24 protein-coding genes and 2 pseudogenes are annotated in these 25,533 nt (G+C 54.2%); 24 read left to right on the forward strand and 2 right to left on the reverse strand.

Going from position 1 to position 25,533, the window contains the following annotated elements:
- The first annotated feature begins 47 nt into the window (after positions 1 to 47).
- The 15 genes and pseudogenes from NZ453_RS08415 to NZ453_RS08485 all read left to right on the forward strand — a co-directional run bounded on the left by NZ453_RS08415 (position 48) and on the right by NZ453_RS08485 (position 15,699).
- Entirely contained in the window at positions 48 to 857 is an 810-nt protein-coding gene (locus NZ453_RS08415; RefSeq protein WP_263770071.1) for a 6-hydroxymethylpterin diphosphokinase MptE-like protein, read from the forward strand.
- 152 nt (positions 858 to 1,009) lie between these two features.
- Positions 1,010 to 2,023, forward strand: a complete 1,014-nt coding sequence (locus NZ453_RS08420) for a hypothetical protein (RefSeq protein ID WP_263770072.1) — start codon at positions 1,010 to 1,012, stop codon at positions 2,021 to 2,023.
- Complete coding sequence (locus NZ453_RS08425; RefSeq protein ID WP_263770073.1) at positions 1,992 to 2,642, forward strand: CatB-related O-acetyltransferase; 651 nt, start codon at positions 1,992 to 1,994, stop codon at positions 2,640 to 2,642. The genes NZ453_RS08420 and NZ453_RS08425 overlap by 32 nt, the downstream gene beginning before the upstream one ends.
- On the forward strand, positions 2,642 to 3,787 hold the full coding sequence (locus tag NZ453_RS08430; protein WP_263770260.1) for an N-acetyl sugar amidotransferase: 1,146 nt from the start codon (positions 2,642 to 2,644) through the stop codon (positions 3,785 to 3,787). Before NZ453_RS08425 ends, NZ453_RS08430 begins: the two co-directional genes overlap by 1 nt.
- Positions 3,784 to 4,398, forward strand: a complete 615-nt coding sequence (hisH, locus tag NZ453_RS08435) for an imidazole glycerol phosphate synthase subunit HisH (RefSeq protein WP_263770074.1) — start codon at positions 3,784 to 3,786, stop codon at positions 4,396 to 4,398. The genes NZ453_RS08430 and hisH overlap by 4 nt, the downstream gene beginning before the upstream one ends.
- A 1-nt stretch (position 4,399) precedes the next feature.
- On the forward strand, positions 4,400 to 5,176 hold the full coding sequence (locus tag NZ453_RS08440) for an AglZ/HisF2 family acetamidino modification protein (protein ID WP_263770075.1): 777 nt from the start codon (positions 4,400 to 4,402) through the stop codon (positions 5,174 to 5,176).
- Between the two features lie 35 nt (positions 5,177 to 5,211).
- Complete coding sequence (locus tag NZ453_RS08445; RefSeq protein ID WP_263770076.1) at positions 5,212 to 6,240, forward strand: polysaccharide biosynthesis protein; 1,029 nt, start codon at positions 5,212 to 5,214, stop codon at positions 6,238 to 6,240.
- A gap of 2 nt (positions 6,241 to 6,242) precedes the next feature.
- Positions 6,243 to 7,349 carry a UDP-2-acetamido-2,6-beta-L-arabino-hexul-4-ose reductase gene (wbjC, locus tag NZ453_RS08450; RefSeq protein WP_263770077.1) on the forward strand — a complete coding sequence of 369 codons (1,107 nt, stop codon included), beginning with the start codon at positions 6,243 to 6,245 and terminating at the stop codon, positions 7,347 to 7,349.
- 10 nt (positions 7,350 to 7,359) lie between these two features.
- Positions 7,360 to 8,481 (forward strand): non-hydrolyzing UDP-N-acetylglucosamine 2-epimerase, encoded by a 1,122-nt coding sequence (wecB, locus tag NZ453_RS08455; protein WP_263770078.1) that lies wholly within the window; start codon positions 7,360 to 7,362, stop codon positions 8,479 to 8,481.
- Between the two features lie 12 nt (positions 8,482 to 8,493).
- The gene (locus tag NZ453_RS22050; protein ID WP_263770079.1) at positions 8,494 to 9,735 is read left to right on the forward strand and encodes a glycosyltransferase family 4 protein; all 1,242 of its coding nucleotides are present in this window, start codon (positions 8,494 to 8,496) and stop codon (positions 9,733 to 9,735) included.
- Positions 9,732 to 10,685, forward strand: coding sequence for a UDP-glucose 4-epimerase family protein (locus tag NZ453_RS08465; RefSeq protein WP_263770080.1), 954 nt, complete (start codon positions 9,732 to 9,734; stop codon positions 10,683 to 10,685). Before NZ453_RS22050 ends, NZ453_RS08465 begins: the two co-directional genes overlap by 4 nt.
- 24 nt (positions 10,686 to 10,709) lie before the next feature.
- The gene (locus NZ453_RS08470; RefSeq protein ID WP_263770081.1) at positions 10,710 to 11,270 is read left to right on the forward strand and encodes a sugar transferase; all 561 of its coding nucleotides are present in this window, start codon (positions 10,710 to 10,712) and stop codon (positions 11,268 to 11,270) included.
- A 114-nt stretch (positions 11,271 to 11,384) separates the two neighbouring features.
- Complete coding sequence (locus tag NZ453_RS08475) at positions 11,385 to 13,316, forward strand: polysaccharide biosynthesis protein (protein ID WP_263770082.1); 1,932 nt, start codon at positions 11,385 to 11,387, stop codon at positions 13,314 to 13,316.
- Between the two features lie 491 nt (positions 13,317 to 13,807).
- Positions 13,808 to 14,083: pseudogene (locus tag NZ453_RS08480) on the forward strand (integrase core domain-containing protein); the annotation flags it as partial.
- 188 nt (positions 14,084 to 14,271) lie between these two features.
- The gene (locus tag NZ453_RS08485) at positions 14,272 to 15,699 is read left to right on the forward strand and encodes an O-antigen ligase family protein (RefSeq protein ID WP_263770083.1); all 1,428 of its coding nucleotides are present in this window, start codon (positions 14,272 to 14,274) and stop codon (positions 15,697 to 15,699) included.
- A gap of 101 nt (positions 15,700 to 15,800) precedes the next feature.
- Here NZ453_RS08485 and NZ453_RS08490 read toward each other — a convergent pair.
- Positions 15,801 to 16,905: pseudogene (locus NZ453_RS08490) on the reverse strand (IS3 family transposase).
- Between the two features lie 232 nt (positions 16,906 to 17,137).
- On the opposite strand from NZ453_RS08490, the gene NZ453_RS22175 reads away from it, so the two are divergent.
- The 5 genes from NZ453_RS22175 (at position 17,138) to holA (ending at position 21,915) form a co-directional block, all read left to right on the forward strand.
- Positions 17,138 to 17,311: a hypothetical protein gene (locus NZ453_RS22175; protein WP_420851620.1), complete on the forward strand. Its 174-nt coding sequence runs from the start codon at positions 17,138 to 17,140 to the stop codon at positions 17,309 to 17,311.
- A gap of 61 nt (positions 17,312 to 17,372) precedes the next feature.
- Entirely contained in the window at positions 17,373 to 17,579 is a 207-nt protein-coding gene (locus NZ453_RS08495) for a DUF2795 domain-containing protein (RefSeq protein WP_263770084.1), read from the forward strand.
- 173 nt (positions 17,580 to 17,752) lie between these two features.
- Entirely contained in the window at positions 17,753 to 20,383 is a 2,631-nt protein-coding gene (gene leuS / locus NZ453_RS08500) for a leucine--tRNA ligase (RefSeq protein WP_263770085.1), read from the forward strand.
- Entirely contained in the window at positions 20,380 to 20,913 is a 534-nt protein-coding gene (locus tag NZ453_RS08505) for an LPS-assembly lipoprotein LptE (RefSeq protein ID WP_263770086.1), read from the forward strand. The genes leuS and NZ453_RS08505 overlap by 4 nt, the downstream gene beginning before the upstream one ends.
- A 3-nt stretch (positions 20,914 to 20,916) precedes the next feature.
- On the forward strand, positions 20,917 to 21,915 hold the full coding sequence (holA, locus tag NZ453_RS08510; RefSeq protein ID WP_263770087.1) for a DNA polymerase III subunit delta: 999 nt from the start codon (positions 20,917 to 20,919) through the stop codon (positions 21,913 to 21,915).
- Between the two features lie 44 nt (positions 21,916 to 21,959).
- On the opposite strand, the gene NZ453_RS08515 is transcribed toward holA, so the two are convergent.
- The gene (locus NZ453_RS08515) at positions 21,960 to 22,199 is read right to left on the reverse strand and encodes a hypothetical protein (protein ID WP_263770088.1); all 240 of its coding nucleotides are present in this window, start codon (positions 22,197 to 22,199) and stop codon (positions 21,960 to 21,962) included.
- A gap of 118 nt (positions 22,200 to 22,317) precedes the next feature.
- Here NZ453_RS08515 and NZ453_RS08520 point away from each other — a divergent pair, with 118 nt between their 5' ends.
- The 4 genes from NZ453_RS08520 to ybaK are packed head-to-tail and all read left to right on the forward strand — an operon-like array spanning position 22,318 to position 25,526.
- Positions 22,318 to 23,574, forward strand: a complete 1,257-nt coding sequence (locus tag NZ453_RS08520) for a glutamate-5-semialdehyde dehydrogenase (RefSeq protein ID WP_263770089.1) — start codon at positions 22,318 to 22,320, stop codon at positions 23,572 to 23,574.
- A 16-nt stretch (positions 23,575 to 23,590) separates the two neighbouring features.
- Positions 23,591 to 24,067, forward strand: a complete 477-nt coding sequence (locus NZ453_RS08525; RefSeq protein WP_263770090.1) for a methylated-DNA--[protein]-cysteine S-methyltransferase — start codon at positions 23,591 to 23,593, stop codon at positions 24,065 to 24,067.
- Positions 24,054 to 24,977, forward strand: coding sequence for a site-specific tyrosine recombinase XerD (xerD, locus tag NZ453_RS08530; protein WP_263770091.1), 924 nt, complete (start codon positions 24,054 to 24,056; stop codon positions 24,975 to 24,977). Before NZ453_RS08525 ends, xerD begins: the two co-directional genes overlap by 14 nt.
- Positions 24,978 to 25,037: 60 nt before the next feature.
- Positions 25,038 to 25,526, forward strand: a complete 489-nt coding sequence (gene ybaK, locus NZ453_RS08535; protein WP_263770092.1) for a Cys-tRNA(Pro) deacylase — start codon at positions 25,038 to 25,040, stop codon at positions 25,524 to 25,526.
- Positions 25,527 to 25,533 lie beyond the last annotated feature (7 nt).

Consider the following 25,533-nt stretch of genomic DNA (forward strand, 5'->3'; position numbering starts at 1 on the left):
CCTTTGTGGGTGGCGTCTACAACTCGCTGTGGGCAATTGGAGCATAAATGAGCAAATTCGATCTGAAAGAAAAACTAGACAAATCGATATACAGGGCATACAACGTTTTTTCGACGATCATGTATGTACTGGATTACAAGTCCCGACGATTGATCAGGAAAAATGTCGCGTTCAAGGATATTCATAAAGGGGGTCGCTGCTTCATCCTCGGAACGGGGCCTTCACTTAGCCTGCTCTCTCCAGAGGAACAGAAAAAGTTGAAAACAGAAGTTCTGTTTGGTGTGAATTCCTACCATAAGGCAGACATCGCGTCCGTCTTGGTGCCCACGTACTATGCACTGCTGGATGAGCGCTACAGACAGGACTTGAGTCGAGTCTTTGCAGAAGTTGTGGAGCGGTTCGCTGATGCGCCTCCAACGTTTATTGCTGACTATAGAGCAGCAGGAATTGTCAAAAACCTGGGGTTATCCCGCCCCCAGGGGTATATCTATGCAAAAAGATATCCTACAGATAAAATCATAGATGATATCTCAAGGAATATTTATGTGACGATGAATGTTGTAAGCAACTGCATTCTTGTTGCGGCTTATATGGGATTCAAAGAGATTTATTTACTTGGGTGTGACTACAATGCCTTTTGTGGTGCCGGCGGGCTTGGTCATTGCTATGATGACAAAAAAGACCCTGACGCTATTCCATACAATCTGGCCTTTTTTCTTAAATATTATTGGATAACGACCGAGTTTCACTACCTCATTGCCCAGTTTGCCAAAAGGAAAGGAATAAAGATAGTGAACCTGACTCCAACTAGCCTACTAGATGCCTACCCTCGGGCGCCACTCAGCTCCGTTCTCTGATGCCGTTGGCGCTTTTGATCGATAGTCTATTCCTGAGCATACTTTTGGTCTTGTTTGCCTTGCGCCGACCGGATACGCTCTTTGCAGCTACAGGCCTGTTAGGGATCTATGTGTCCTTGCGACCACGCACTTGGTTGCTAGGACGGGATGAAATGGTTGGTGTTCTGCTGGTCATGCTGATACTAATGCTTGTCGTGTCGTTCAGGAATGACCAGCAGTTTTCTTCTATTTTTCACGTTTTTCCCACGGGGTTTGCTATTTGTGCCGCCCAGCGATTTGCATCTTTCCCGGTGACGCATGTCTGGCGTTGTCTTGAACTGACCTTCTGGCTCTCTGTGGGCGGTATCGTCAGTGCTCTGGTTGTGTATTGGGGGCAACCGGAGCTGTTGGGTAATTTGATACCGGGTTCGAGTACTAACGGGTTGCCTTCCTATCTGATTATTCCGCAGATTGCTTTTTCGGTCGTCGTTTTTCTTGAACGAAAGAGACTGCCATTGCTCTCTGCAACAGCGACGTTTCTGGTGGTCGTTGCAGGGGTCGGTTGCGGCTCCATCACTGTTGCCCTTTTGATCGTGCTGGTAAGTGGCGCTGTCCATGTTCGCGCGTTGCTGCTTGATCGACGGGGTGGTGTTGACGTGCGCTACTTGTTCGCTATAGCAGGAACCGCCTTGCTCGGTGTGGCCTACGTTTTGCTTGAGACTCAAAGTCTGGTTACGTGGTTTAGCCAAACTAAATGGGCATGGGGGCCTATGGATCCACCAAGGGCGCACATGGTGCGCGACTACCTGGCTAGGTTGGATGTATTCTCTATCTTAGTCGGAGCGGATTATGCCGGCACTGCGATTGATGAATTTTACGGTGGCAATCCTCACAACTCATACATACGTATACGTCCTCATTCTTTCTTTGGGCTCCCAGGTGTACTGCTAGTGTTGATTTCACCAGCGATGATTTTCCTCTCACGCAGAGAAGTCTTCAGTCGGATCGTGGTCGGAGTTTTGGTCTTGCTTGCTTTGGTGCGCGCGATTACTGAACCCTTATTTTTTCCAACAGCTCTGGTTTTTTTATTTTCTGTATTTTTTATTGTTCTTGAGGCATGCGCCAATTCATCAAAGAGTTGCGTGAGGAGTCCAGATGTTTCGTTATCTGCTATCAAAACTCATTAAAAAAAGCTGTTTGGCATCAATACGCGGATCCATTGTCCATTCAACGGCAAAAGTGGAAGCCGGGGCCGCGTTTATCGACTCGGAAATGGGGCGGCATAGTTTCTGCGGCTACGATTGCGAAATCTACCGAACGAAAATAGGCGCTTTTACCTCGATTGCCAACGGAGTCGTTTTAGGTGGTGCGCGACACCCCATGGAGTGGGTCGGAATGTCCCCGGCCTTCTACTCCGGGCGGGATAGCATCAAGACGAAGTTTGCGGAGCATGTGCTGCCGCCTCCGGCAGATATCCTGGTCGGGAATGATGTCTGGATCGGCCGATCCGCCATTGTGTTGAGTGGCCTAAGTATTGGTAATGGTGCCGTTGTGGGCGCGGGGGCGGTTGTTACCAAAGATGTTCCTCCGTACGCTATCGTGGCGGGCAATCCAGCGAAGATTATCCGATACAGATTTCCTGCACTCGTCGTTCGGGCATTGGAAAAATCCCAGTGGTGGAATTTCCCTGACCACCGGCTTGCAGAGTTGGGCCGGCATTTCACCAATGTCGAAGAATTCTTGGCGGCCATTTGTTGCTCTGACGAAGGTGAGAGCCATATTCAACAGCCCAACGAGGGGGCATGATGCAACAAGGCAATTCATACCGGGTCTGTACGAGATGCATTATGGACACCAGTGACCCCAACATTCGCTTCGACGACGTTGGGGTGTGCGACTACTGTGCCAATTTCGATGCGGAGATACGGCCGAACTGGCATACCGATGAGCGTGGAGCGCGGGCACTGGCCGAACTCGCCGACAAGATTCGTCAACTGGGCCGCGGTAAAGACTTTGATTGCATCATCGGTTTGAGTGGCGGTTTGGATAGTTCCTACGCGGCCTATGTGACGAAGGAGAAGATGGGGTTGCGCCCCTTGCTGTTTCACGTCGACGCCGGATGGAACACCGATCAGGCGGTGGGAAACATCGAGAAGCTTATCGACGGACTAAACCTCAACCTCTATACCGAGGTTATCAACTGGGAAGAGATGAAGGACCTGCAGGTGGCGTTCCTGCGTTCCCAGATCCCGGATCAAGACCTCCCTCAGGATGGTGCGTTCTTCTCGGCCCTGTACCGGTTTGCGCGAAAGTACAAGATCAAGCATGTGATTACCGGGTCGAATTTTTCTACGGAATGCTGTCGTGAACCGGAAGAATGGGGCGGTTATCCGGGGATCGACAAAACTTTGTTTCGGGATATCCATTTCCGGTTTGGCAAGCGCCCTCTGGATACCTTTCCTTTGGTCGATATCTTCGTTTACAAAATTCTATATCAGCGCGTGTTTGGCATGGAGATTGTCAAGCCATTGAATCTGGTCCCCTATGTCAAGAAGGATGCCGAAGCCGAACTGGAGAGCCGGTTTGGTTGGCAGAAATTCCAGCATAAGCATCATGAGTCGCGCTTTACTCGCTTCTACGAAGACTACTGGATGCCACGCAAGTTCGGATTTCACAAGCGCCGGGCACATTTTTCCAGCCTGATCATGACCGGGCAAATGACACGTGACGAGGCGTTGGATCGCATTTCACGCCCAGAGATGGACGAGCACTTCCTGAAGCAAGAATTTGAATATGTTGCGAACAAGCTCAACCTGACGGTGGACGAGTTGCAACAGATTTTTGAAGGTGAGAACAAGACTTACCGTGACTATAAGAACAAGCGCTGGGCCATCGGAGTCGGCGCGAACGTGATGCGGCGGCTGGGTCTGGAGAGAAGGCTGTTCCGATGATTCATATCGTTGATTACGGGCTGGGGAATATTCAGGCCTTCCTGACGATGTTCAAGCGCTTGGGTGTGGAGGCGGTGCGCGCTCAGTCTGCCGTTGATCTGGAGGGAGCAACCAAGCTTATCCTCCCCGGGGTTGGGGCGTTCGACCACGCGATGCAGTTGCTTGATCGATCCGGAATGCGTCCTACGCTGGAAGCGCAGGTGCGGGATGACGGGGTGCCAGTGCTCGGCATCTGCGTGGGAATGCAGATATTGGCGGCTACCAGCGAGGAAGGAAGACTTTCGGGCCTGGGCTGGGTTCGCGGTCGGGTGCGTTCGTTCCGCTCCGAACAGTGTTCCGCCAGCTTGCCGTTGCCACACATGGGTTGGAACGACGTTCAGCCGAAATCGGGTTCGCCCCTCTTTGTCGGGCTTGAAGCGGAGGCGCGGTTTTACTTTCTCCATTCTTACTTTTTTGAATGTGATGATCCCTCCCATGTCGCGGCTACCACATCGTATGGCTTTGATTTCGGTTGTGCCGTATCGGCCGGTAATGTGCATGGCGTCCAGTTCCACCCAGAGAAGAGTCATCACTTCGGCGCGCAATTGCTGAAGAATTTTGCGGAGCTTTGAGATGCTGCGCCCAAGAATCATTCCGTGTCTGCTCGTCCACCAAGGCGGGCTTGTCAAGACGGTTGGCTTCAAGACACCGAAGTATGTTGGCGATCCGATCAACGCCGTCAAGATATTCAACGAAAAGGAAACAGACGAGCTAGTCGTCTTGGATATCGATGCGACCGTCAACAATGTTGAGCCCGATTATCGGATGATCGCAAATATTGCGGCGGAGTGCCGGATGCCGCTGTGCTATGGAGGCGGCATTAAGACTCCGGAGCAGGCGAAGCGCATCGTTGGTTTGGGGGTCGAGAAGGTCGCCATCAGTTCGGCGGCTGTGGAAAACCCGGAATTGATTACCCAAATTGCGGAAGAGATCGGCTGCCAAAGCGTTGTCGTGGTGCTGGATGCCAAGAAGCGGATGTTTGGAAAGGATTACGACGTTCTGACCAAGAATGCCCGCCACAACACAAAACAAAGCGTTTTCGAACTTGCTGCCCATGCGGAAAAACTGGGCGCCGGAGAACTGGTTATCAACTCCATCGACCTTGATGGCCAGATGAAGGGATATGACTTGGTGCTGGCTCAGCAAATACGTCAGACAGTTAATATCCCGATCACCGTTCTTGGCGGCGCCGGTTCCTTGAATGATCTTGAATCGTTGATTCGCGCTTGCGGTGTGATTGGTGCCTCGGCGGGCAGCCTGTTTGTCTTCAAGGGAGTGTACAAAGCTGTGCTGATCAACTACCCCACGCAGACGTTGCGCGACGATTTGATTCGCCGTGCTTTGAGCTAAATACGCATTTGTCCGCGGTGGATAAGAGAGATTCCATGTTCTCAAATAGAACCTTATTAATTACCGGGGGAACCGGGTCATTCGGCAATGCCGTGCTGCGCCGCTTCTTGCAGTCCGACCTGAGGGAAATACGCATCTTCAGTCGTGACGAGAAGAAGCAGGATGACATGCGTAAGCGCTACAACGATCCGAAACTGAAGTTTTACATCGGCGACGTGCGGGATTTTCAGTCGGTATTGAGTGCGGTACGGGGGGCTGACTACATCTACCATGCTGCCGCATTGAAGCAGGTTCCGTCCTGCGAATTTCATCCGCTTGAGGCGGTAAAAACCAACGTTCTCGGCACTGAGAACGTGCTTGAAGCCGCCATTGGCTCTGGTGTGAAGCGCGTGGTGTGCCTAAGCACCGACAAGGCGGTGTATCCGATCAACGCCATGGGGATTTCCAAGGCGATGATGGAAAAGGTGATGGTCGCTAAGTCCCGGAGCAGCAATTCCACGGTGATTTGCGGCACGCGTTACGGCAACGTGATGGCTTCTCGCGGTTCGGTGATCCCGTTGTTCATCGAGCAGATTCGTGCCGGCAAGCCGCTCACAATCACGGATCCATCAATGACGCGCTTCATGATGACGTTGGACGATGCAGTTGATTTGGTGCTGTATGCCTTCGAGCATGGCAGCCCTGGTGACATCTTTGTCCAGAAGGCGCCGGCGGCGACGATTGAAACGCTGGCCCAAGCCCTGACGCAATTGGTTGGGGCGCCCGGTCATGAGATTCGCGTAATTGGCACACGGCACGGCGAAAAGCTCTATGAGGCTTTGTTGAGCAGAGAAGAACGAGTCGCGGCGCACGACATGGGCGAGTACTACCGGGTGCCCCCCGACTTGCGCGACTTGAACTATGACAAGTTTGTCGAGCAGGGCGAAACTAAAATTTCTCTCGCGGAAGATTACAACTCTCACAATACCAATCGCCTGGATGTCGAAGACATGAAGAAGCTATTGCTCCGGCTTTCTTTCATGCGTGCGATTGCTCGCGGCGAAAATGCTTCGCTGGAGGAGTGAAGATGCGCGTTCTGATTACCGGTTCAAATGGTTTTATTGGGAAGAACCTTGCCGTTCGTCTCGGGGAGCTTGAGGGTTATGAGGTTATTGGCTTTGATAAGGAGGATTCCCTATCGGACCTCCGGGAGAGGGTGGAGCATGCAGACTCGGTAGTGCACCTGGCGGGAGTTAATCGGCCCGCAAATATCAAGGAGTTTGCCGAGGGAAACGCGGATTTGACGGCACGGCTTTGCGAGTTCATTTCCTCGACTGGCCGAAACATTCCCTTGATTCTATCTTCTTCGATCCAGGCTGAACGAGCCAACCCGTATGGCGAAAGCAAGCGTGCGGCAGAGGAAGTCGTGGAAGAACTGGCCAGAAGGACCGGAAATCCGGTGGCCATCTATCGCCTGCCGAATGTGTTTGGTAAATGGAGCCGCCCGAACTACAACTCGGTTGTGGCAACGTTCTGCCATAACATCGCCAACGATCTGCCGATTCAGATCAACGATCGGGCGGCGCAACTGAGTCTCGTCTATGTCGATGACGTCATCGCTGAGTTCATTTCCTCATTAGGTAAGGTGGCACCCGGCGTTCGGCAGGGGCGGGTTGAGCCCGTCTACAGCATTGACCTCGGCGAACTGGCGGCGCAGATTGAGGCATTCAAGAACTGCAGGGACTCCCTTGTATCCGAGCGCGTCGGTACCGGCCTGGTTCGTGCCCTGTATGCGACATACGTGAGTTATCTGCCGCCAGACAAATTTACTTATCACCTCCCGCGTCATGGTGATGATCGCGGTGTGTTTGTCGAGATGCTTAAGACTCAAGACAGCGGGCAGTTCTCATTTTTTACTGCGCGCCCTGGCATTACCCGGGGAGGGCATTACCACCATACCAAGACCGAGAAGTTCTTGGTAATCAAGGGCGCTGCGCGATTTGGTTTCCGCCATATCGTGACCAATGAGCGCTACGAGGTGTTCACCTCCAGCGACAAGCCGCAGGTGGTTGAGACTGTTCCCGGATGGACGCACGATATTACGAATGTCGGCGATGGCGAAATGGTCGTCATGCTTTGGGCGAACGAGATTTTCGACCGCAATCGCCCCGATACGATCGCCAGCAAGGTTTGACATGAGAAAAATGAAAGTCGCCACCGTCGTCGGTACTCGGCCGGAAATCATCAGACTCTCGCGCGTGATGGCCAAACTCGATGAGCATTGCGACCATGTGCTGATTCATACCGGTCAGAACTACGACTACGAGCTGAATCAAATCTTCTTTGATGACCTTGGCATCCGTAAACCGGATCACTTCCTCAATGCAGCTGGCGCAAGCGGCGCGGAAACGATCGGCAAGGTAATCATTGCGGTCGATGAGGTTCTAGCGGCAGAAAAGCCGGACGCCATGCTGGTGTTGGGGGATACCAATAGCTGCATGGCGGTGATTCCCGCCAAGCGACGCAAGATTCCGACTTTCCACATGGAAGCGGGTAACCGATGTTTCGACATGCGCGTGCCGGAGGAAATCAATCGGCGCATCGTAGATCACACAGCAGACATCAACCTAACCTACAGCACGATCGCGCGCGAATACCTCCTTCGCGAGGGATTGCCACCAGATATGGTAATCAAGACCGGTAGCCCGATGTTCGAGGTCCTCAACCATTACCGAGAGGAGATCGAGCAGTCTGATATTCTGGCGCACCTTGCACTGGATGCGGGAAAGTTCTTTGTGGTGAGCGCGCACCGTGAAGAAAATGTTGATTCGGACAAAAATTTCCTCAAACTGGTGAACGTCTTGAACCGCGTCGCCGCGCTTCACGGCTACCCCGTCATCGTCTCCACCCATCCGCGGACGCAGAAACGGGTTGATTCCATGGGTGTGAAATTCCATCCGTTGGTGCGCCTTCTCAAGCCACTTGGCTTCAAGGACTACAACAAGTTACAGATGACGGCGAAGGCTGTACTTTCGGACAGCGGGACGATTACCGAAGAATCTTCCATCCTAAATTTTCCGGCACTTAACCTCCGGGAAGCCCATGAACGACCCGAAGGTATGGAAGAAGCAGCAGTGATGATGGTGGGGTTAGAGGAAGTTCGGGTCATGCAGGCGCTTCAGATCCTAGAGTCGCAACCGCGTGGAGATGAGCGCAGTATGCGCCTCGTTGGGGATTACTGCATGCCGAATGTGGCTGAAAAGGTGGTGCGACTGATCCATAGCTATACAGATTATGTGGGCAGGGTGGTCTGGAAGCGCTATTGATTCGGCGATGCTGTGAGAATACTTGTCGTCAGCCAGTATTTCTGGCCAGAAAATTTCCGAATCAATGATCTCGTGGCGGCCTTGTGCGACCGCGGGCATGACGTCACCATCCTGACGGGGTGCCCCAACTATCCGTCGGGTAAAGTGTTCCCGGAGTTTAGAAGTCACCGCAGTGACTACGGCAAATTTGGAGCGGCGGATGTCGTGCGGGTACCACTGCTGCCGCGTGGAAGCGGGGCGCTTAGACTCTTGCTGAATTACTTGAGCTTTACTTTGAGTGCGAGCCTCGTGGGAGCCTTGCGCCTTCGAGGCATGGCTTTTGACGCGATTTTCGTTTTCGAGCCATCGCCTATTACCGTCGGGATTCCTGCAGTTTTATTGCGACACCTTAAGCGCGTTCCGTTAGTGTTCTGGGTGCTTGATCTGTGGCCGGAAACGCTGGAAGCCATCGGGGCGGTTCGTTCCTCCGCTATCCTAAAGTTGGTCGGGGGCTTGGTGTCATTTATCTACAATCGCTGCGACCTCGTCCTAGCACAGTCCAGAAGCTTCATTCCGCAAATCCGTAAATATTGTCGTGGCGACGTAAGAGTAGAGTATTTTCCGAGTTGGTCCGATTCGGTATTCGACTTCTCCATTGTTGCACCCGCGCGCGAGGTTCCTGCTGGAGAGGGCTTTTTCAACGTCATGTTTGCCGGAAACATGGGGGATGCTCAGGATTTCCCGGCGATCCTTGATGCAGCGGAGATTCTGAAGGACAAAAAAAATATCCGCTGGCTGGTGGTCGGCGATGGGCGTGCAACCGAATGGGTCCGTTCTGAAGTCGATAAACGGCGGCTAGGTCAGTCTTTCTTGTTGCTGGGAAGATATCCTATTGAACGGATGCCTTCCTTTTACAAACATGCCGATGCACTTTTAGTCTCCTTGAAGGAATCGCCGATCTTTGCGATGACGATTCCTGGCAAATTGCAGTCCTATTTGGCATCGGGTCTTCCCATTCTTGCGATGCTAAATGGCGAAGGCGCGCAAATCATAAGCAGTTCAGGAGCAGGACTGTCGTGTCGAGCCGGAGATGGTAATGCGCTGGCGGCGGCCGTAATCCAGTTAGCGGAGATGCCGGTAGATGCGCGCAAGAAGATGGGGGCGCGCGGGCTTGCGTTAAGCAGGACAGAGTTCGACCGAGAGACTCTCATAACCAGGTTGGAGCACTGGTTTGCCGAAATGGCAAACAAGGACCGGAGGGCAGGGGCAAGATGATCTTGGTGACTGGAGCTGCTGGTTTCGTCGGCAAGGCTGTGTGCGCTTCATTGAGCAGCAGCCGTCAAGTGCGCGCTTGCGTCCGGCGCGGAGGAGCGACGGACATACCCGATGGGGTGGATGTGAGCCAGAAACTGTTGCTTCCGGATGAAGAATGGAGAGATGCACTTGTCGGAGTGAAAACAGTCATCCATTGTGCAGCGCGTGTTCATGTGATGAAAGACAAATCTACGGACCCACTTATGGAGTTCCGGCGAGTAAACGTTGAGGGCACCTTACGGCTAGCTAACCAGGCGGCTAGCCTTGGAGTTGACCGATTTGTCTTCGTGAGCTCAATAAAGGTGAACGGTGAGGAAACGCAGGCGGGCCAATCATTTTCTGCGGAACATAGCCCAGCGCCGGTTGACCCTTATGGACTATCGAAGATGGAGGCTGAGCAGGGTCTCCGCGCTATCGCGTCTAAATCTGGCATGGAAATCGTCATCGTTCGTCCTCCTTTAGTCTATGGCCCAGGCGTAAAAGCGAATTTTCGATCAATAATGCGGTGGCTTTCACGTGGGTGGCCTCTGCCGCTCGGCGCCATTACTGACAATCGCCGCAGCTTTGTGGGGATGGCTAATCTTGTTGACCTGCTTGTGACCTGTATTGACCACCCCGCCGCGGCTAATCGAACATTCCTTGTTTCCGATGGCGAAGATCTATCGACGGCGGCGTTGCTCCAGCGCATCGGGATGGCATTAGGGATGCCTGCGAAGCTGATTCCATTCCCGCCGGGTCTCTTGAAATGGGGAGGCGCTTTTCTCGGCCGACCGGGAGTTGCAAGCCGCTTGTGCGGGTCGTTGCAGGTCGATATTTCGTTCACGAAAAAAGTCCTCGGTTGGTCACCGCCCGTGAGCGTCGATCAAGAGCTGCACCGAACCGCACAGTACTGGTTGCGTTCGCAAAAATAGAGGTCTTACTTTGACTAGCGCCTTATGAAAAGGTTGTTTGACTTATTCTTCGGGATTTGTGCCGCAGTAGTTCTGGCCTTACCACTTCTGCTCGTGGCGATTCTCGTTCGCTTCACGTCGAAAGGGCCGATTCTCTATTGGTCTAGAAGAGTAGGTCGGGGCAACGCCATTTTTGAAATGCCCAAGTTTCGCAGCATGCGTTTGGGGACACCGGCTGTTGCAACACATTTGCTGTGCGACCCAAATGCATACCTCACACCGATTGGCTCGTTTCTGCGCAAATCGAGCCTCGACGAGTTGCCGCAATTATGGAGCATCGTTAAGGGAGACATGAGTTTCGTCGGTCCCCGCCCTGCGCTATTCAACCAAGATGACCTTGTTGCGTTACGGACACAGTACGGTGTTCACGATTTGGTTCCAGGACTGACGGGTTGGGCACAAGTGAATGGCAGGGATGAACTACCGATCCCTGAGAAAGTGGCGCTTGACGCTGAGTACATGGATCGTCAGTCGATTCTTTTCGACATTCACATCCTCTGGTTGACCTTTATCAAGGTTATGAGGCGTGATGGAGTCTCGCATTGATCGAAGGATAAATTTGTAAGTGCCCGTGGTAGAAATTGCCCACCGATGAAGCCGGTTCCTGGTGTGGGGGATTGATGAAACAGAGGTCTACTAAAAACTTGATTGAGAAAAAGAATGCTCAACATCCTCCTATCTAGGCCGCGCCGCCAAAAGCAATTTATTGCTGCTGCTGTCGATTTCGCCCTACTGTATTTTGCCTTTTGGTCTGCTTTGGCTCTGCGGTTTGAATCTTGGTGGATAGAGGGCTTCGCAGCATACAGATGGCAAATGCTGGCTGCTCCTTTGCTTGCTATTCCAATATTCGCGCGCTTAGGACTGTATCGTGCGGTGATCCGTTTTATGGAAGACAGGGTGGTGTTTGTTGTCGCTGGTGGCGTAACTCTGTCTGTGGTGCTTTTAGCGGCTGCGATCACCTTTTTGCACGCCCAAGGGACTTCCCGCGGTGTGTTAGCAATTTACTGGCTACTAGCCATCTTATATGTCGGGGCTACGCGCTTTTTGGCCCGTAGCTATTTCCTTCGAGCTGAGCGTAAGCAAGACAAGCGGGTTCGTGTTGCCATCTATGGCGCTGGGCGTGCTGGAACTCAGTTGGCATACGCCCTACGTGCCGGCCGCGAGTATTTTCCGGTTGCCTTTTATGACGATAACGGGGCCCGCCAGAAGATAGAGGTGGCGGGCCTCCGAGTTTATGATCCGGCAGAGCTCCCTTCAATGCTTACGTCCAAAGCGTTCGACGAGGTTCTCCTTGCTATCCCTTCTGCAAGTCGTGCCCGACGCGCTGAAATCATCAACAAGCTTCAGAGCCTTCGCTGCAGAGTGAAACTCGTCCCCGGAATGGCAGATATAGTGGCCGGCAGGGCTGAGCCGACGAGTGTGCGTGAGGTCGAGATCGAAGATTTGCTTGGGCGCGATTCCGTAGCTCCGGATCCGCAACTGCTCAGCAAATGCATAAAAGGGAAGGTCGTCCTTGTTTCGGGAGCGGGAGGATCGATCGGCTCTGAACTCTCTCGCCAAATATTGGCTCTACAGCCAACTAAACTGGTGCTGATGGAGCTTTCGGAGTTTGCCCTTTATTCGATTGAGCAGGAACTGTCTCTACTGAACGATCGGTTGTGTGCTGGCGTTGAAATTATTCCTCTGTTGGGATCGGTTGTTCACCTGCATCGCAATGAACGAGTGATGCGAAGCTTTGGTGTTCAGACCGTATATCACGCCGCTGCTTACAAACACGTTCCGCTTGTAGAGCACAATCCAATCGAGGGCGTTCGCAATAATGTCCTGGGCACGAGGCGGATGGCGGAGGCGGCTCTGTCCGCTGGCGTAGAAACGTTCGTGTTAATTTCTACCGATAAGGCTGTGCGACCGACAAACGTCATGGGGGCTAGTAAGCGACTGTCTGAACTTGTTTTGCAGGCGCTTGCAAAGCGAGGGGGAAAGACATGTTTCTGCATGGTCCGTTTCGGAAACGTGCTCGGTTCCTCGGGTTCCGTCGTGCCACTTTTCCGCAAGCAAATTAAAGCGGGCGGTCCAATTACTCTTACTCACCCGGACATTAATCGGTACTTCATGACCATCCCGGAGGCTGCGCAACTCGTCATTCAGGCAGGTGCAATGGGACGTGGCGGGGAAGTGTACGTTCTCGATATGGGGCAGCCGGTGAAGATAATCGACTTGGCGCGACGGATGGTACACCTAAGTGGATTGAGTGTGCGTGACGAGAGCAACCCAGAAGGCGATATTGCTATCGAGATAGTCGGGTTGCGACCCGGTGAGAAACTATACGAGGAATTGCTGATCGGAGAGAATGTAGAGGGCACTGCTCATCCTCTGATCATGAGGGCTTACGAGAATGAGATGCCGTGGGACTTCCTGAAAGAAAAGCTCGCCGTGCTCGATGTCGCAAGCGAGTCCTTTGATTACGAAGGAGTTCTCGCATTGTTGCGTTTATTGGTAAAGGAATATGCCCCGGCAACCCATGGCGACGGTGAGTTGGCTCGGCTATCGTTGAGCAACAGTTCCACGAAGACTTTGGAATGTTTGCACTAGATTGAAGATAGGAGAAAATGAACGCTACCAACTTTGCAGAAAACGAGTTCGGTTTTTTTGAACTTTGGAAGAAACTTTCTCTCGGCTAGAAGCGAATTTGGGCAGCGACAGGAAGGCGGCGCAACCGTAGGCATTGCAATAAGTCTGTTGCCGGCTAAGCATACATGCATGGCCCTTGGTCAGGCGCACAAGCGGTGGAACGCATGAAGACACCCCTTTTCAGTTTCGTGCTGCCGCTATGGGAGCGGATGAGGAGTAGTCACGCGATCTTCGCGATTCCGCGGACGGGATTTTCTACCCAGTAACAATCCAACGGCAGAAGGCGACGTCAGGTTTTGGCCCATATAATCTGATTGAGGTCCGTGTAGAAGCGAATGAAGGAGGTCTGGCGGCAAAAAAAAGAAGAGCACAACTTCTCGTTGCAGGACTCGTAAAAGTGCACGATGAACTCCAAATGCCCAGCGGCACATTCATCACCTAGGCCGAACCGAGGTATCCGGCTCGAGCACATGAAGCCCGGCAATCCGCAACAGAATACCCATATCGAACGCTACAACCGCACTATCCGCTACGACTGGCTCAGCCACTACCTGTTTGAGTCAATCGAGGAGGTCCAGAACTATGCGACCAACTGGATGTGGACCTACAACCACAAACGCCCCAACATGGCGCTCGGTGGCATTACCCTGAAACAGAAATCAGCTCTTTTAACCCACTCTGCTTCTGATCGTTACCCAACAATACAGAGTGACGGAGTGGCTAAGTAGAGCAATCGGTTGATAAGTTTATGAGGATATACTCCACTTGTTGATTGCGTGGTTGAAAAGAACTGGTAATCTCCAGGCAATCTCTTCTGCTTAATAAGGTGCGGTCAGAAGTAGAGCCTTCTCTTAAGGGAGATTCTGCGTCATATAGTTAATTAATATGTAGGCAGCTGTTTATAGGTGCGAAATTTATGTCAGCGCAAATTGTCACGCTTTTATCTATTAGAAAACTCTACGAACAAAGCAGAGTAAACGGCTTGTTTATTTCTCTTATTGTGCTTTTATGCAATATCAAATTCGGAGTTGAGATACCTGCTTCACAAAATACGGGCCATGTTGGATTTAGCGAATTATTTATTCTTCTCGGCCTTTGTTTCGTGTTGCGTCTGGTATACAAAAAGCAATATGTCTTTACAGAAACAAGCAGAAAAATATTTCTTTTGACGCTTATTGCGAGCGCTGTTTTTATCGTGATTGCTGGGTACCACGTCCTTCTCAACAATAGGTCTGTATATGAATTTATCGGCGTATTCAGAAATATTTACGGGTGTATGGTGCTTTTTTTTCTAATAGATGCCCGCATTCTAAAAAAGGAAGAGCTTGTCAGCGGATTTTTTTGCATCGCTGTATTATATTCTTTGTCGGTGCTCAGTGTCGTTGTTTATAATGCTTATCTATTTGATTTGCATCAGTATGAATCGTTCAGATGGGGTAGGCTCATCATCTTTGAAGACGATCTGACGATCCTTGGTGCGTTGATGGTCATGTGTCTTTTTTTTGTTTCCGGGGAGGGTTTTACAAAAAGCAAATTGGCAAAAACCGTATTTATTCTGGCTTCTGCCTTAATTTCTGCTGCTGCAAGCGGAAGCCGATCTCAAGCAACGCCAATTATGGTTCTTTTCATCTTGCTGCCTTTTGTTTTTATATATAGGAATGGTATAAGGATTATAAGACTTCAAATTTTGTCATTGCTGGTGGCGGCGATATCCTTGGTGTGCATATCAATGACTTGTCCAAATCAGAATTATCTCTTTCTAGAGTTCTTTCGAGGAAACCCTTTCATAATTGACGTAGTCAGCCGGATTGAGGGAGGGAAAAGGTACAACACTGAAGAACTCGCAAAAAAATTCGGAATGGGAGCGGATGATCTTGATAAACATGTCAGTGTTACCGATCTGATGTATCACGGGAGCAGTAGCGCGGCGAGGAGCAGCGTTTACCGCGTTGAGTTATTGAAAGCCGATTTGAAAATCTTGGCTGACTCGCCTGTTTTGGGTACAGGTCAAAGGGTACGTTCCCAAACCTACCTGAATGGTCAGACGCATGATTTTTACACGCCGCCGAACTTTATGCTCCATATATCTTTACTAGCCGGTATACCTAGCATACTCGGGTATCTTGCACTAGTCGGATTTATTTTCGTCACATTGATTTTTACAAAGAACGGCTTGTTTTTATATGAAAAATTGGTTCTATTAGGGGCCTCAATGCCTATATTCGGTATGTCGATGTTTCATGATGGGTTGGCCGGAGGAGCTTTGTTAAATTTTACTTTGTGGTTAATAGTCTCATATATGTTTTTGGTTTATAAAGAGCGTGTTTATGGGTTGGGAAAATAAAGACAATTGACATACCAGGCATTCGTGGTTGTAAAAGCATTGTTGGCATGCAGCAAAATTTAGCTTTCGTTGCGAGTAGCGTCTGAATCGCCCCGGCTTTGCTAGACACTATTCAGCCGGTTGAAATACTGGTTTTCGAACTCTACCGGAGAAACGTCACTTACATAGCCATGGCGACGTTTCGGGCTGTAGAACATCTCGATGTAATCGAAGATGCCGCGATGAGCTTCTTCTCGGTCGGAAGAAGCTTTCTGCGACGGCGTTGTCGTAGCAGTGCCCTCAGCCGGCTCATGCTGGCCACCAAACCTGTGTGTTCAGGAAGGCTCGCCAGTCTGGCTGCTGTACTGGCACCCTTGGTTTGAATGGACGATCACGAGCGCCTTGGGATTTCGCCGCTACACCGCCATCAACAAGGCATTAATCGCCAATTCGGCATCCATCCTTGAGCGCATCGACCAACCGATCACTTGGCGCCAGAACAGGCCCCGAACAACAGCCAGATACAGCCAACCTTCATGGGTCAGGATATAAGTGATGTCAGTCACCCAAACCTGATTCGGGGCTTCGACATCAAAGTTCTGCTCCAACTGATTCTCGGCCACGACTGCCGGCTTGCCATAATGGCCGCCCCGGCGCCGATAACCCACCTGCGCCCGTAGGCCTTCCTGTTCCATCAGGCGATAAACCGGTGCTTGCCGCACAATTCGCCCAGACGACGCAGGTCATGGGCAATTTTGCGATAGCCATAAACGCCGCTTTCGAGCCAGGATCGCCTGATTAACCCCAGTAGCCGTCGATCATTCCGCTGCCGAGGTGATGCCGGTTCCGCTTTCCTGGCGTAATAATCGCTAGGATGCACGGCCATTACGTGGCAGAGTCGGCATACCGGGTACTGCGTTTCGTGCGCTTGAATGAAGGCGTGCCTTACCGAGACTCTTTGGCAAAGTATGCTACGGCCCTTTTTAGGATGTCGCGTTCCTCGCTGACCCGCTTCAAGTTGGTCTCGCGTCGCCAAATCTCCGCGGCTTTGCGTTGCATGCAGCTCACTTCGTTCGGCTTCTGGCACGCTATAGCGCTTTAGCAACTCGTACAGCGTCGGCAACGGGACGCCCAGCCGACTGGCTATCTCGCAGCAGGATGGCCGCGATCCTTCACCTGATTGACTGCTTCGAGCTTGAATTCTTCCGGATAACGCTTGCTGCTCATGACTTCTCCTTTTACCCAAGCTTAAGGCTTCGGAGCGTCTACGGCTCCCGGGGCGATTCAATGCAGCAATTGGGAAAAGCCATTGCCGCGGCCTCCGTGAGGGATGACCGCTTTACTCAGCTGTCTCTGCTCACGTCTGTTCGACCGCAGAAAGAGTCTGACATTTTTGCCCAGCGTCAAGTCATTGCTGCTCTAGAGACATCGTTGATGCCCCGCTACTCAGCCTGCCAGAATCGTCGAAGACGTGTTCATCTCCGCTAAGCCGGTATCTCCAAAGAAGACCCTATTGCTAACGTTAGATCTGGTTTGTGGGTTAATGGCAGGGATTCTTTGGGTTTTGATTGCCGATTCCTTGCTGGAAGCGACCGAGTGCGCCGGAGCAGGCCGGCAAGATTGCGAGTGCTAAGGAGCCCTCCTCAGGGTACGTACCTTGCTCATCCGTGTCTTCCCATTTGAAGGAGACTGCAATGCCCGAAAAGAGCCAAACCCCGAACCCAATCGAGGTTCAGAAATTCCTTGGCGGGCTCGATTATCCGACCGGCAAGGAAGACATCCTGCAGAAAGCGAAAAGCGAGGGGGCTGACGATAACGTGATGCAGGCCCTGGAACAGATTCCCGATCAGGAGTACGCGAGCCCGATTGCCGTATCACGGGAAGTAGGGAAGTTGCACTGACCGTTACAACAAAGGGCGGGGCGGCGCTCAAAGCGCTGCCCTGGCAACCAACCTCTGGTGGTTCCAACGCCTCTTCTTGATCTCTCAAGCTTCAGCTTCTCTTTCGATGCCGCGGGCAGGCAAGGCAAGCGCGTATAATTTGCGATTTAGTCCATTTCTCACGCTAGCCCGCCATGCAGGAAAAATACCAACCGCAAGAGATCGAAGTCGCCGCGCAAGCCCACTGGGAGAAGACGGCTGCCGCGCGCGCGATTGAAGACAGTTCCCGTCCAAAGTATTACTGCCTATCGATGTTTCCCTATCCGTCCGGGAAACTGCACATGGGGCACGTGCGCAACTACACGATCGGGGACGTGCTGGCGCGATTCCACAAGATGCAAGGGTTTAACGTGCTGCAACCGATGGGGTGGGACGCCTTCGGCATGCCGGCGGAGAACGCGGCGATACAGAACAATGTTCCGCCGGCGAAATGGACCTACTCCAATATCGAGTACATGAAGGGGCAGCTCAAGCGCCTGGGATTCGCGCTTGACTGGGAACGCGAACTGGCGACGTGCAAGCCCGATTACTATCGTTGGGAGCAGTGGCTTTTTACCCGGCTATTCGAAAAAGGACTTGTCTATAAGCGGTATGGAACGGTGAATTGGGACCCGGTCGACCAGACGGTTCTCGCCAACGAGCAGGTGATCGACGGGCGCGGTTGGCGTTCGGGTGCGCTGATCGAGAAGCGCGAGATCCCGATGTACTACATGAAGATCACCGCATACGCCGAGGAGCTCCTAGCCGACCTGGACAATCTCGGGGGGTGGCCGGAACAGGTCCGTTTGATGCAGAAAAACTGGATTGGCAAGAGCTACGGTTGCGAGATCAGTTTCCCTTACGATCAGGCCACGATCGGCGAAGGCGGGCTGCTGAAGGTGTTCACGACCCGGCCCGATACGTTGATGGGCGCGACCTACGTTGCTGTAGCGGCCGAACACAAACTCGCCACGCAGGCGGCTCGCAACAATCCTGAATTAGCCGCCTTTGTCGAAGAGTGCAAACGCGGGGGCGTTGCCGAGGCCGACATGGCGACGATGGAAAAGAAGGGCATGCCCACGGGGCTGTATGTCGTCCATCCGCTTAGCGGCCAAAAGCTGCCAGTCTGGGTAGCCAACTATGTGCTGATGGGATACGGCGAAGGCGCGGTGATGGCGGTGCCGGCGCACGACGAGCGCGATTTCGCCTTTGCGAGGAAGTACGGTCTGGAAATACGTATGTCGATTGCATCGGCCACGGGGGCGTACTCCGAAGTGAACGCACCATGGCAGGACGCTTACGCCGACTACGGTGTCTGCGTGAACTCGGGCAAGTACGACGGGCTTGGTTTTGAGGCGGCGTTTGACGCGATTGCCGTCGATCTGGAAAGCAAGGGGCTCGGAGCCAAGCGGACCCAATTCCGTCTGCGCGACTGGGGCATATCGCGCCAGCGCTATTGGGGATGTCCGATTCCCATCATTCACTGCGAATCGTGCGGTGACGTACCGGTTCCCGACGATCAACTGCCCGTCGTGCTCCCGGAAAACGTCACCGTGACTGGCGCCGGAAGTCCGCTGGCAAAAATGCCCGAGTTCTACGAGTGCACATGTCCGAAGTGTGGCAAACCTGCGCGACGTGAGACCGACACGATGGACACCTTCGTCGAATCGTCCTGGTACTTCCTGCGCTACTGCTGCCCGGATAACGATAAAGCCATGGTCGACGAACGAGTCAACTATTGGTGCAAGGGGGGAATCGATCAGTACATCGGTGGCATCGAGCATGCCATCCTGCACCTCCTCTATTCGCGCTTCTGGACCAAGCTCATGCGCGATGTCCGGTTGTTCGGGAATGAGAAACTCGACGAGCCTTTCGCCAACCTGCTGACGCAAGGCATGGTTGTCGCACCGACCTTCTATCGCGAAGACAGCGAGGGCAAGAAGAACTGGATCAATCCGGCCGACGTCGAACTGACTTGCGATGCGCGTGGCCGGCCGGTGGCGGCGGTATTGCGCTCTGATGGACAGCCGGTGCACATCGGCGGCATCGAGAAGATGTCAAAGTCGAAAAACAACGGTGTTGACCCGCAGGCTTTGATCGATCAATACGGGGCGGACACGGCGCGGCTGTTCATCATGTTCGCCAGCCCTCCTGACCAGTCGCTCGAGTGGTCCGACGCGGGGGTCGAAGGGGCGTTCCGCTTCCTCAAAAGGGTGTGGCGTCTCGTGTTCGAACACGTCGAGCAGGGCGTTGTTGCTCCGTACCCGAAAGGTGGCGTGTCTGAATTGCCGGCGGAACTGAAGTCCTTCCGCCGCCAAGTGCACCAGACGATCGGCAAGGTCGCCGACGATTACGGTCGGCGTAAGCAGTTCAATACGGCAATTGCCGCAGTCATGGAACTCCTGAATGCCTACGTGAAACTCGAGGACAAGTCCGAAGTCGCGCGAGCAGTGCGGCAGGAAGCAATGGAGGCTGCGGTGTTACTGCTTTACCCGATCGTGCCGCACGTCTGCGAAGCGCTCTATGCGGAGCTTTGCCCAGGGCAGACGGCGGGGGCGCAGCGGTTCCCGAAGGTCGATCCCGCCGCTCTTGCTCAAGACGAAATCGAATTGGTGCTGCAGGTCAATGGCAAACTGCGCGGCAACATTCGCGTTCCAGCGGCTGCGGACAAAGTGGCGATTGAGGCGGCTGCGCTGGCGAGTGAAATTGCTCAAAAGCATCTCGACGGAAAGACGCCGATGAAAGTCGTCGTTGTTCCTGGTCGTTTGGTGAATATCGTCGTATGAAGCGTGCTGGGTTTTTTCTGGTCCCATCCTCGTTCGCAGCGGGGATTGCTTTGGCAGCGGTACTCCTGATGAGTGCCTGCGGGTTTCAGCTGCGAGGGTCGTACTCGCTTCCCTACGAGAGCATTTATCTCTCGGTTGCCGATTACTCTCTGATCGGCGCAGGCCTCAAGCGCGCGATCCGGGCGTCGGGAGCAACGCGCATTGCCGACACGGCGGCCGATGCGCAGGCAGTGTTTCAGCCAACGACGGAGACGAAGGAGTCGATCATACTATCACTGTCGAGCTCCGGCCGCGTGCGCGAAAAACTGCTTCGTTATCGCTACGGTTACCGCGTGGCGGACAATAAGGGGCGAGACCTCGTTTCGCCTAACGTCGTCGAATTGACGCGCACAGTGACCTATGCCGACTCGGACGTCCTCGCGAAAACGCAGGAAGAGGACCTCCTCTGGCGCGATATGGAAACCGACCTCGTCCAGCAGTTGATGCGGCGTCTGGCGGCGACCAAGCCAACACCTCCGGAGCCGGAGTAGGCGATGCAGTTGCGGGCCGAGCAATTGGCGGCTCACCTTGAGCGCGACCTCAAGCCGGTTTATGTCGTCTATGGTGACGAGCCTTTGCTCGTCATCGAAGCGGCAGACGCGATCCGAGCCGCGGCTCGAGGCAGGGGCTTCGTCGAGCGGGAAGTGCTGACGGCGATTTCCGGTTTCAATTGGGCCGACCTTTACCAAGCGACGGGCAACCTTTCGCTATTTGGGGATCGGAAGCTTCTCGATCTGCGCATCCCGACCGGCAAGCCAGGGCGCGAAGGGAGTGCGGCTCTGCAAGAATACTGCGCCCGGTCTCCCGAACATGCCGTATTGCTGGTGACCTTGCCAGGACTGGACTGGAGCGAGGAAAAAGCCGTTTGGCTCAAAGCCCTTACGGAAGCGGGCGTTGCCATCAAGATCGTTCCGCCCGGCTTGGCGGAATTGCCCGCGTGGATCGCGGGGCGTTTGCGGCGTCAGGAACAGACGGCTGTGCCGGAGGCCTTGCGCTTCATCGCCGAACGCGTTGAAGGTAACTTGCTCGCAGCGCATCAGGAAATATCGAAACTGCGATTGCTGTATCCGGCGGGTGCGTTGAGCTTGGATCAAGTACAGTCCGCCGTACTTAACGTCGCCCGCTACGATCTCGATGGGTTGCGTGAAGCGTTGTTGGTGGGGGACATCGCTCGTTTGACACGCACGTTGGACGGGCTTGAGCAGGAAGGCGAAGCGCCTCCGCTTGTACTTTGGGCTCTGACCGAGGAAGTGCGCGCGCTGGCCACCGCGAAAGCCTGCTTGACAGCCCGTCAGTCTCTCGATGCGGCGCTGAAGGAAGCCCGGGTTTGGGGTCCGCGTCAGTCGCTGTTCAAACGTGCATTGCAGCGGGTCGAAATCCCGGCCATCAACACAGCACTAGAGAGCGCGGCACGCATTGATCGCCTCGTCAAGGGAATCGGGGTGGGGAACGTTTGGAATGAATTCTTGCGGCTCGGCCTTGCGCTTTCGTAAGCCGAATCCATGATGGTGGCGGCGGTTTCGCCGCTATTGCGCTACTACTTCTTTTCTTCGTCGGGAGGAGTGTCGGGGGCAAGATGTTCCCAGAGGCAATCGTCCCGCCATTCGAACTCATCGTTCAGGCCCTGGCAGCACTTCCCTTGAACCAGGCACTCGCCTTTGCATCCGTCTGCCACTACGACCACCCGCAGTTCCGGATCGATCTTGCGCTCACCGTCCCAATAGCTGCACGTCGCGCAAATCTTTACTTCAGCGGGAATGATCAATTTCTCGTTCATGGCTCATAAGGAACAGAATCTGTAGCACTAAGAGTGTATCGCTTTCCGATGGTTCCATTAAGGGTTTTGTTACCTTGCTGGCTATAATCCCGTTTTGACCACGCTTGAGCAAGCTCGTATGGAGATCCGGGAATACGTCGAAACAGTCGGCCGGCGGGCGCGCGAAGCTTCGCGGTATATCGCTCGCGCGGACAGCAATGCAAAGAACCAAGCGTTGAGAAGCATAGCGCAATCAATCCGCCGAGAAGCCGGCGTGTTGATTGAGGCGAACCAGCGGGACCTTGCGGCCGCGCGGGCAGCCGGGTTGGAATCCGCCATGCTGGACAGGTTGACTCTGTCGGAAAAAGGTATCGCGGCTATGGCGGAAGGTGTCGATCAGATAGCGACCTTACCCGACCCGGTCGGCGAAATCAGCGAACTCAAGATACGGCCGAGTGGAATCCAGGTGGGAAAGATGCGCGTTCCGCTGGGCGTCGTCGGCATCATCTATGAAGCGCGGCCGAACGTTACGGCCGACGCCGCCGCGCTATGCCTCAAGTCCGGCAACGCAGCAATTCTGCGCGGGGGTTCCGAAGCCATCGAATGCAATCGCGCGATTGCGCGGCTTGTGCATGAAGGATTGCAGTCGGCCGGCTTGCCGGCGGACGTCGTGCAGGTGATCGATACGACCGATCGCGCCGCGGTCGGCCATCTCGTCACAATGCGCCAATATGTTGACGTCATCGTGCCGCGCGGTGGCAAGGGGCTGATCTCTCGGTTGCTTGCCGAAGCTCGTGTGCCGATGATTCAGCACCTCGATGGCAACTGCCACGTTTATCTCGACGACGATGCCGATGCCGATAAGGCGTTACGGATCGTTGAGAACGCGAAGACGCAGCGCTATGGCACCTGCAACACCGCGGAGTCGCTTCTTGTCGCGCGCTCGGTGGCCGTGCGCTTGTTACCGCCGGTCGCGTCCATGCTGACGAGCAAAGGCGTCGAATTGCGCGGTTGCCCAGAGACGTTGCTTTTGGTGAGCGGTGCCAAGCCGGCAACTGAAGAGGACTACGCCGCCGAGTTCCTCGCCCCGGTCATCTCCGTGAAGGTCGTGGCGGGGCTTGACGAAGCAATTGGCCACATCAACCACTACGGCTCCCATCACACGGAAACCATCGTCACCGAGAACTACTCGAACGCGATGCGTTTCTTGCGCGAGGTGGACTCGGCCAGCGTGATGGTCAATGCTTCCACGCGCTTTGCGGACGGCTTCGAGTACGGGCTGGGTGCCGAGATCGGTATTTCCACCGACAAGATTCACGCCCGCGGCCCCGTGGGTCTGGAAGGGCTAACCAGCCAGAAATGGATCGTGCTTGGGAACGGGCAAGTCCGATCATGACGTGAGGAGGGTTCCGATGAGGTTGTCGACGTCCGGGTATCAGGCGATTGTCGCTGCTCCTTGCTTCAGTGTAGGCGTCGTTTGCGACGAAGCGGAAGTTCTCAGGCTTGATTACCTTGAACCCCGTCCAGAGGCCGACCCGGTTAACGCTCTTGCGGCGGAAACGGTCCGCCAGTTGCACGCCTACCTGACCGACCCAGATTTTTCGTTCGGACTCCCTTTGCGTCCCTCCGGCACTGCCTTCCAGCGGCGCGTGTGGGATGAAATCGCGCGTATCCCGAGCCGGCAGACGCGTAGCTACGGCGACGTTGCTCGGGCGTTGCATAACGCACCCCGTGCCGTGGGACAGGCGTGCGGTGCCAATCCATTCCCTCTTGTCGTTCCCTGCCATCGGGTCATCGCGGCCGGAGGTGGGTTGGGTGGTTTCTCCCGTAACGGCAGCGGCTTCATGCTCGACGTGAAGCGGTGGCTGTTGGCGCATGAAGGGCACTGAGGTCGCGGCTGCGGTAGCCGCCGACATTGCCGAGATCGATACCTTCTGCGATAGCCTCTGGCTGGAAGATGGACTCTCGAAAACATCATTGGCGAGTTACCGCAGCGATCTCGTGCGTCTTGCGAGTTGGCTTGCCCAAAATGCTCGCTGTTCGCTCGTAACCACCGATGAGTCGGTGCTGATGGCTTTTGTCGCATCACTGTCGAGGACGCTACGAGCCTCGTCGCAAGCGCGGTACATCTCGACGCTTCGGCGGTTTTATCGCTATCTGCTGGCCAACCGGCGCATATCTATCGATCCGACCTTGAAGATCGATATGCCGGCCAAGCCGTCGCGACTGCCGAAAGTCCTTTCTGAGAAGCAGGTCGAGGCGCTGCTTGCCGCCCCGTCAAACGATGATGCTCGTGGGCTGCGGGACCGAGCCATGCTCGAGGCGCTATACGCGACTGGCTTACGCGTTTCGGAACTCGTAGGATTGCGCCTGCACGAGGTTAACTTCGACATGGGCGTCGTGCGTGTTTTTGGCAAGGGCAGCAAGGAACGTTTGATTCCGCTCGGCGAGGAAGCCATCGACGCGTTGCGCCGTTACCTGGAGGAAGGTCGGCCAGCGTTGCTGGCTGGGAAGCCGTGCGACGATCTCTTCGTCACTTCGCGCGGCGGCGCCATGACGCGACAGGCATTCTGGCAACTGATCAAGCGTTACGCTGTCCTGGCGGATATTGACCCGGCGCGTTTGTCACCGCACGTATTGCGGCACGCGTTCGCTACCCATCTCCTGAATCATGGCGCCGATCTGCGGGTCGTCCAATTGCTGCTGGGGCATTCCGATATTTCGACGACACAGATTTACACCCACGTGGCACGTGAGCGCTTGAAGTCGCTGCATGCCAAACACCACCCACGCGGTTGAGCGAACATCCAAAACCTTCTGCTATGCTGATTGCAATCCACGACTTGCAACGGATTTGACATGAGACCTGAGCACGCGCCCGAGACGCCCGCAACGAAGTTCCTGCGTCAGCACGGCATCGCCCACTCGAACCACTTGTATGAGTACGAGGAGCACGGTGGAACACGGGTTTCGTCGCGAGAGCTCAATGTTGATGAGCATGCGGTGATCAAGACGCTGGTGATGGAGGACGAAACCGCCAAGCCCTTGATCGTCCTTATGCACGGCGACTGCAAAGTGTCGACGAAAGAGCTGGCGCGACAACTCGGCTGCAAGAAGGTGGAACCATGCAAGCCCGAAGTAGCCAATCGGCATACGGGATTTCTGGTTGGCGGAACGAGTCCGTTCGGGACCAAGAAAACGATGCCGATATGTGTTGAGAAGTCGATACTCGACCTGCCGCTCATCTACATCAACGGTGGGCGCCGTGGCTTCCTTGTCGGCATCCATCCGCACGATCTCGTCCGTGCACTGTCCCCCAAAGTTGTCGAGGTCGCTCTCAAGGGCTGAATGGAAA

Source organism: Propionivibrio soli (genome assembly GCF_025770765.1).
GTDB classification, from domain to species: domain Bacteria; phylum Pseudomonadota; class Gammaproteobacteria; order Burkholderiales; family Rhodocyclaceae; genus Propionivibrio; species Propionivibrio soli.

Excerpts from the sequence above, each read along its gene's own strand:
- NZ453_RS08505 (WP_263770086.1), top strand. The coding sequence starts at position 20,380 with ATGAAGCGTGCTGGGTTTTTTCTGGTCCCATCCTCGTTCGCAGCGGGG.
- holA (WP_263770087.1), top strand. The coding sequence starts at position 20,917 with ATGCAGTTGCGGGCCGAGCAATTGGCGGCTCACCTTGAGCGCGACCTC.
- NZ453_RS08495 (WP_263770084.1), top strand. The coding sequence starts at position 17,373 with ATGCCCGAAAAGAGCCAAACCCCGAACCCAATCGAGGTTCAGAAATTC.
- wbjC (WP_263770077.1), top strand. The coding sequence starts at position 6,243 with ATGCGCGTTCTGATTACCGGTTCAAATGGTTTTATTGGGAAGAACCTT.
- NZ453_RS08425 (WP_263770073.1), top strand. The coding sequence starts at position 1,992 with ATGTTTCGTTATCTGCTATCAAAACTCATTAAAAAAAGCTGTTTGGCA.
- NZ453_RS08470 (WP_263770081.1), top strand. The coding sequence starts at position 10,710 with ATGAAAAGGTTGTTTGACTTATTCTTCGGGATTTGTGCCGCAGTAGTT.
- NZ453_RS08520 (WP_263770089.1), top strand. The coding sequence starts at position 22,318 with ATGGAGATCCGGGAATACGTCGAAACAGTCGGCCGGCGGGCGCGCGAA.
- NZ453_RS08485 (WP_263770083.1), top strand. The coding sequence starts at position 14,272 with ATGTCAGCGCAAATTGTCACGCTTTTATCTATTAGAAAACTCTACGAA.
- wecB (WP_263770078.1), top strand. The coding sequence starts at position 7,360 with ATGAAAGTCGCCACCGTCGTCGGTACTCGGCCGGAAATCATCAGACTC.
- ybaK (WP_263770092.1), top strand. The coding sequence starts at position 25,038 with ATGAGACCTGAGCACGCGCCCGAGACGCCCGCAACGAAGTTCCTGCGT.
- NZ453_RS08445 (WP_263770076.1), top strand. The coding sequence starts at position 5,212 with ATGTTCTCAAATAGAACCTTATTAATTACCGGGGGAACCGGGTCATTC.
- leuS (WP_263770085.1), top strand. The coding sequence starts at position 17,753 with ATGCAGGAAAAATACCAACCGCAAGAGATCGAAGTCGCCGCGCAAGCC.
- hisH (WP_263770074.1), top strand. The coding sequence starts at position 3,784 with ATGATTCATATCGTTGATTACGGGCTGGGGAATATTCAGGCCTTCCTG.
- NZ453_RS08525 (WP_263770090.1), top strand. The coding sequence starts at position 23,591 with ATGAGGTTGTCGACGTCCGGGTATCAGGCGATTGTCGCTGCTCCTTGC.
- NZ453_RS08420 (WP_263770072.1), top strand. The coding sequence starts at position 1,010 with ATGGTTGGTGTTCTGCTGGTCATGCTGATACTAATGCTTGTCGTGTCG.
- NZ453_RS08465 (WP_263770080.1), top strand. The coding sequence starts at position 9,732 with ATGATCTTGGTGACTGGAGCTGCTGGTTTCGTCGGCAAGGCTGTGTGC.
- NZ453_RS08515 (WP_263770088.1), bottom strand. The coding sequence starts at position 22,199 with ATGAACGAGAAATTGATCATTCCCGCTGAAGTAAAGATTTGCGCGACG.
- NZ453_RS08415 (WP_263770071.1), top strand. The coding sequence starts at position 48 with ATGAGCAAATTCGATCTGAAAGAAAAACTAGACAAATCGATATACAGG.
- NZ453_RS08440 (WP_263770075.1), top strand. The coding sequence starts at position 4,400 with ATGCTGCGCCCAAGAATCATTCCGTGTCTGCTCGTCCACCAAGGCGGG.
- NZ453_RS08475 (WP_263770082.1), top strand. The coding sequence starts at position 11,385 with ATGCTCAACATCCTCCTATCTAGGCCGCGCCGCCAAAAGCAATTTATT.
- xerD (WP_263770091.1), top strand. The coding sequence starts at position 24,054 with ATGAAGGGCACTGAGGTCGCGGCTGCGGTAGCCGCCGACATTGCCGAG.
- NZ453_RS08430 (WP_263770260.1), top strand. The coding sequence starts at position 2,642 with ATGCAACAAGGCAATTCATACCGGGTCTGTACGAGATGCATTATGGAC.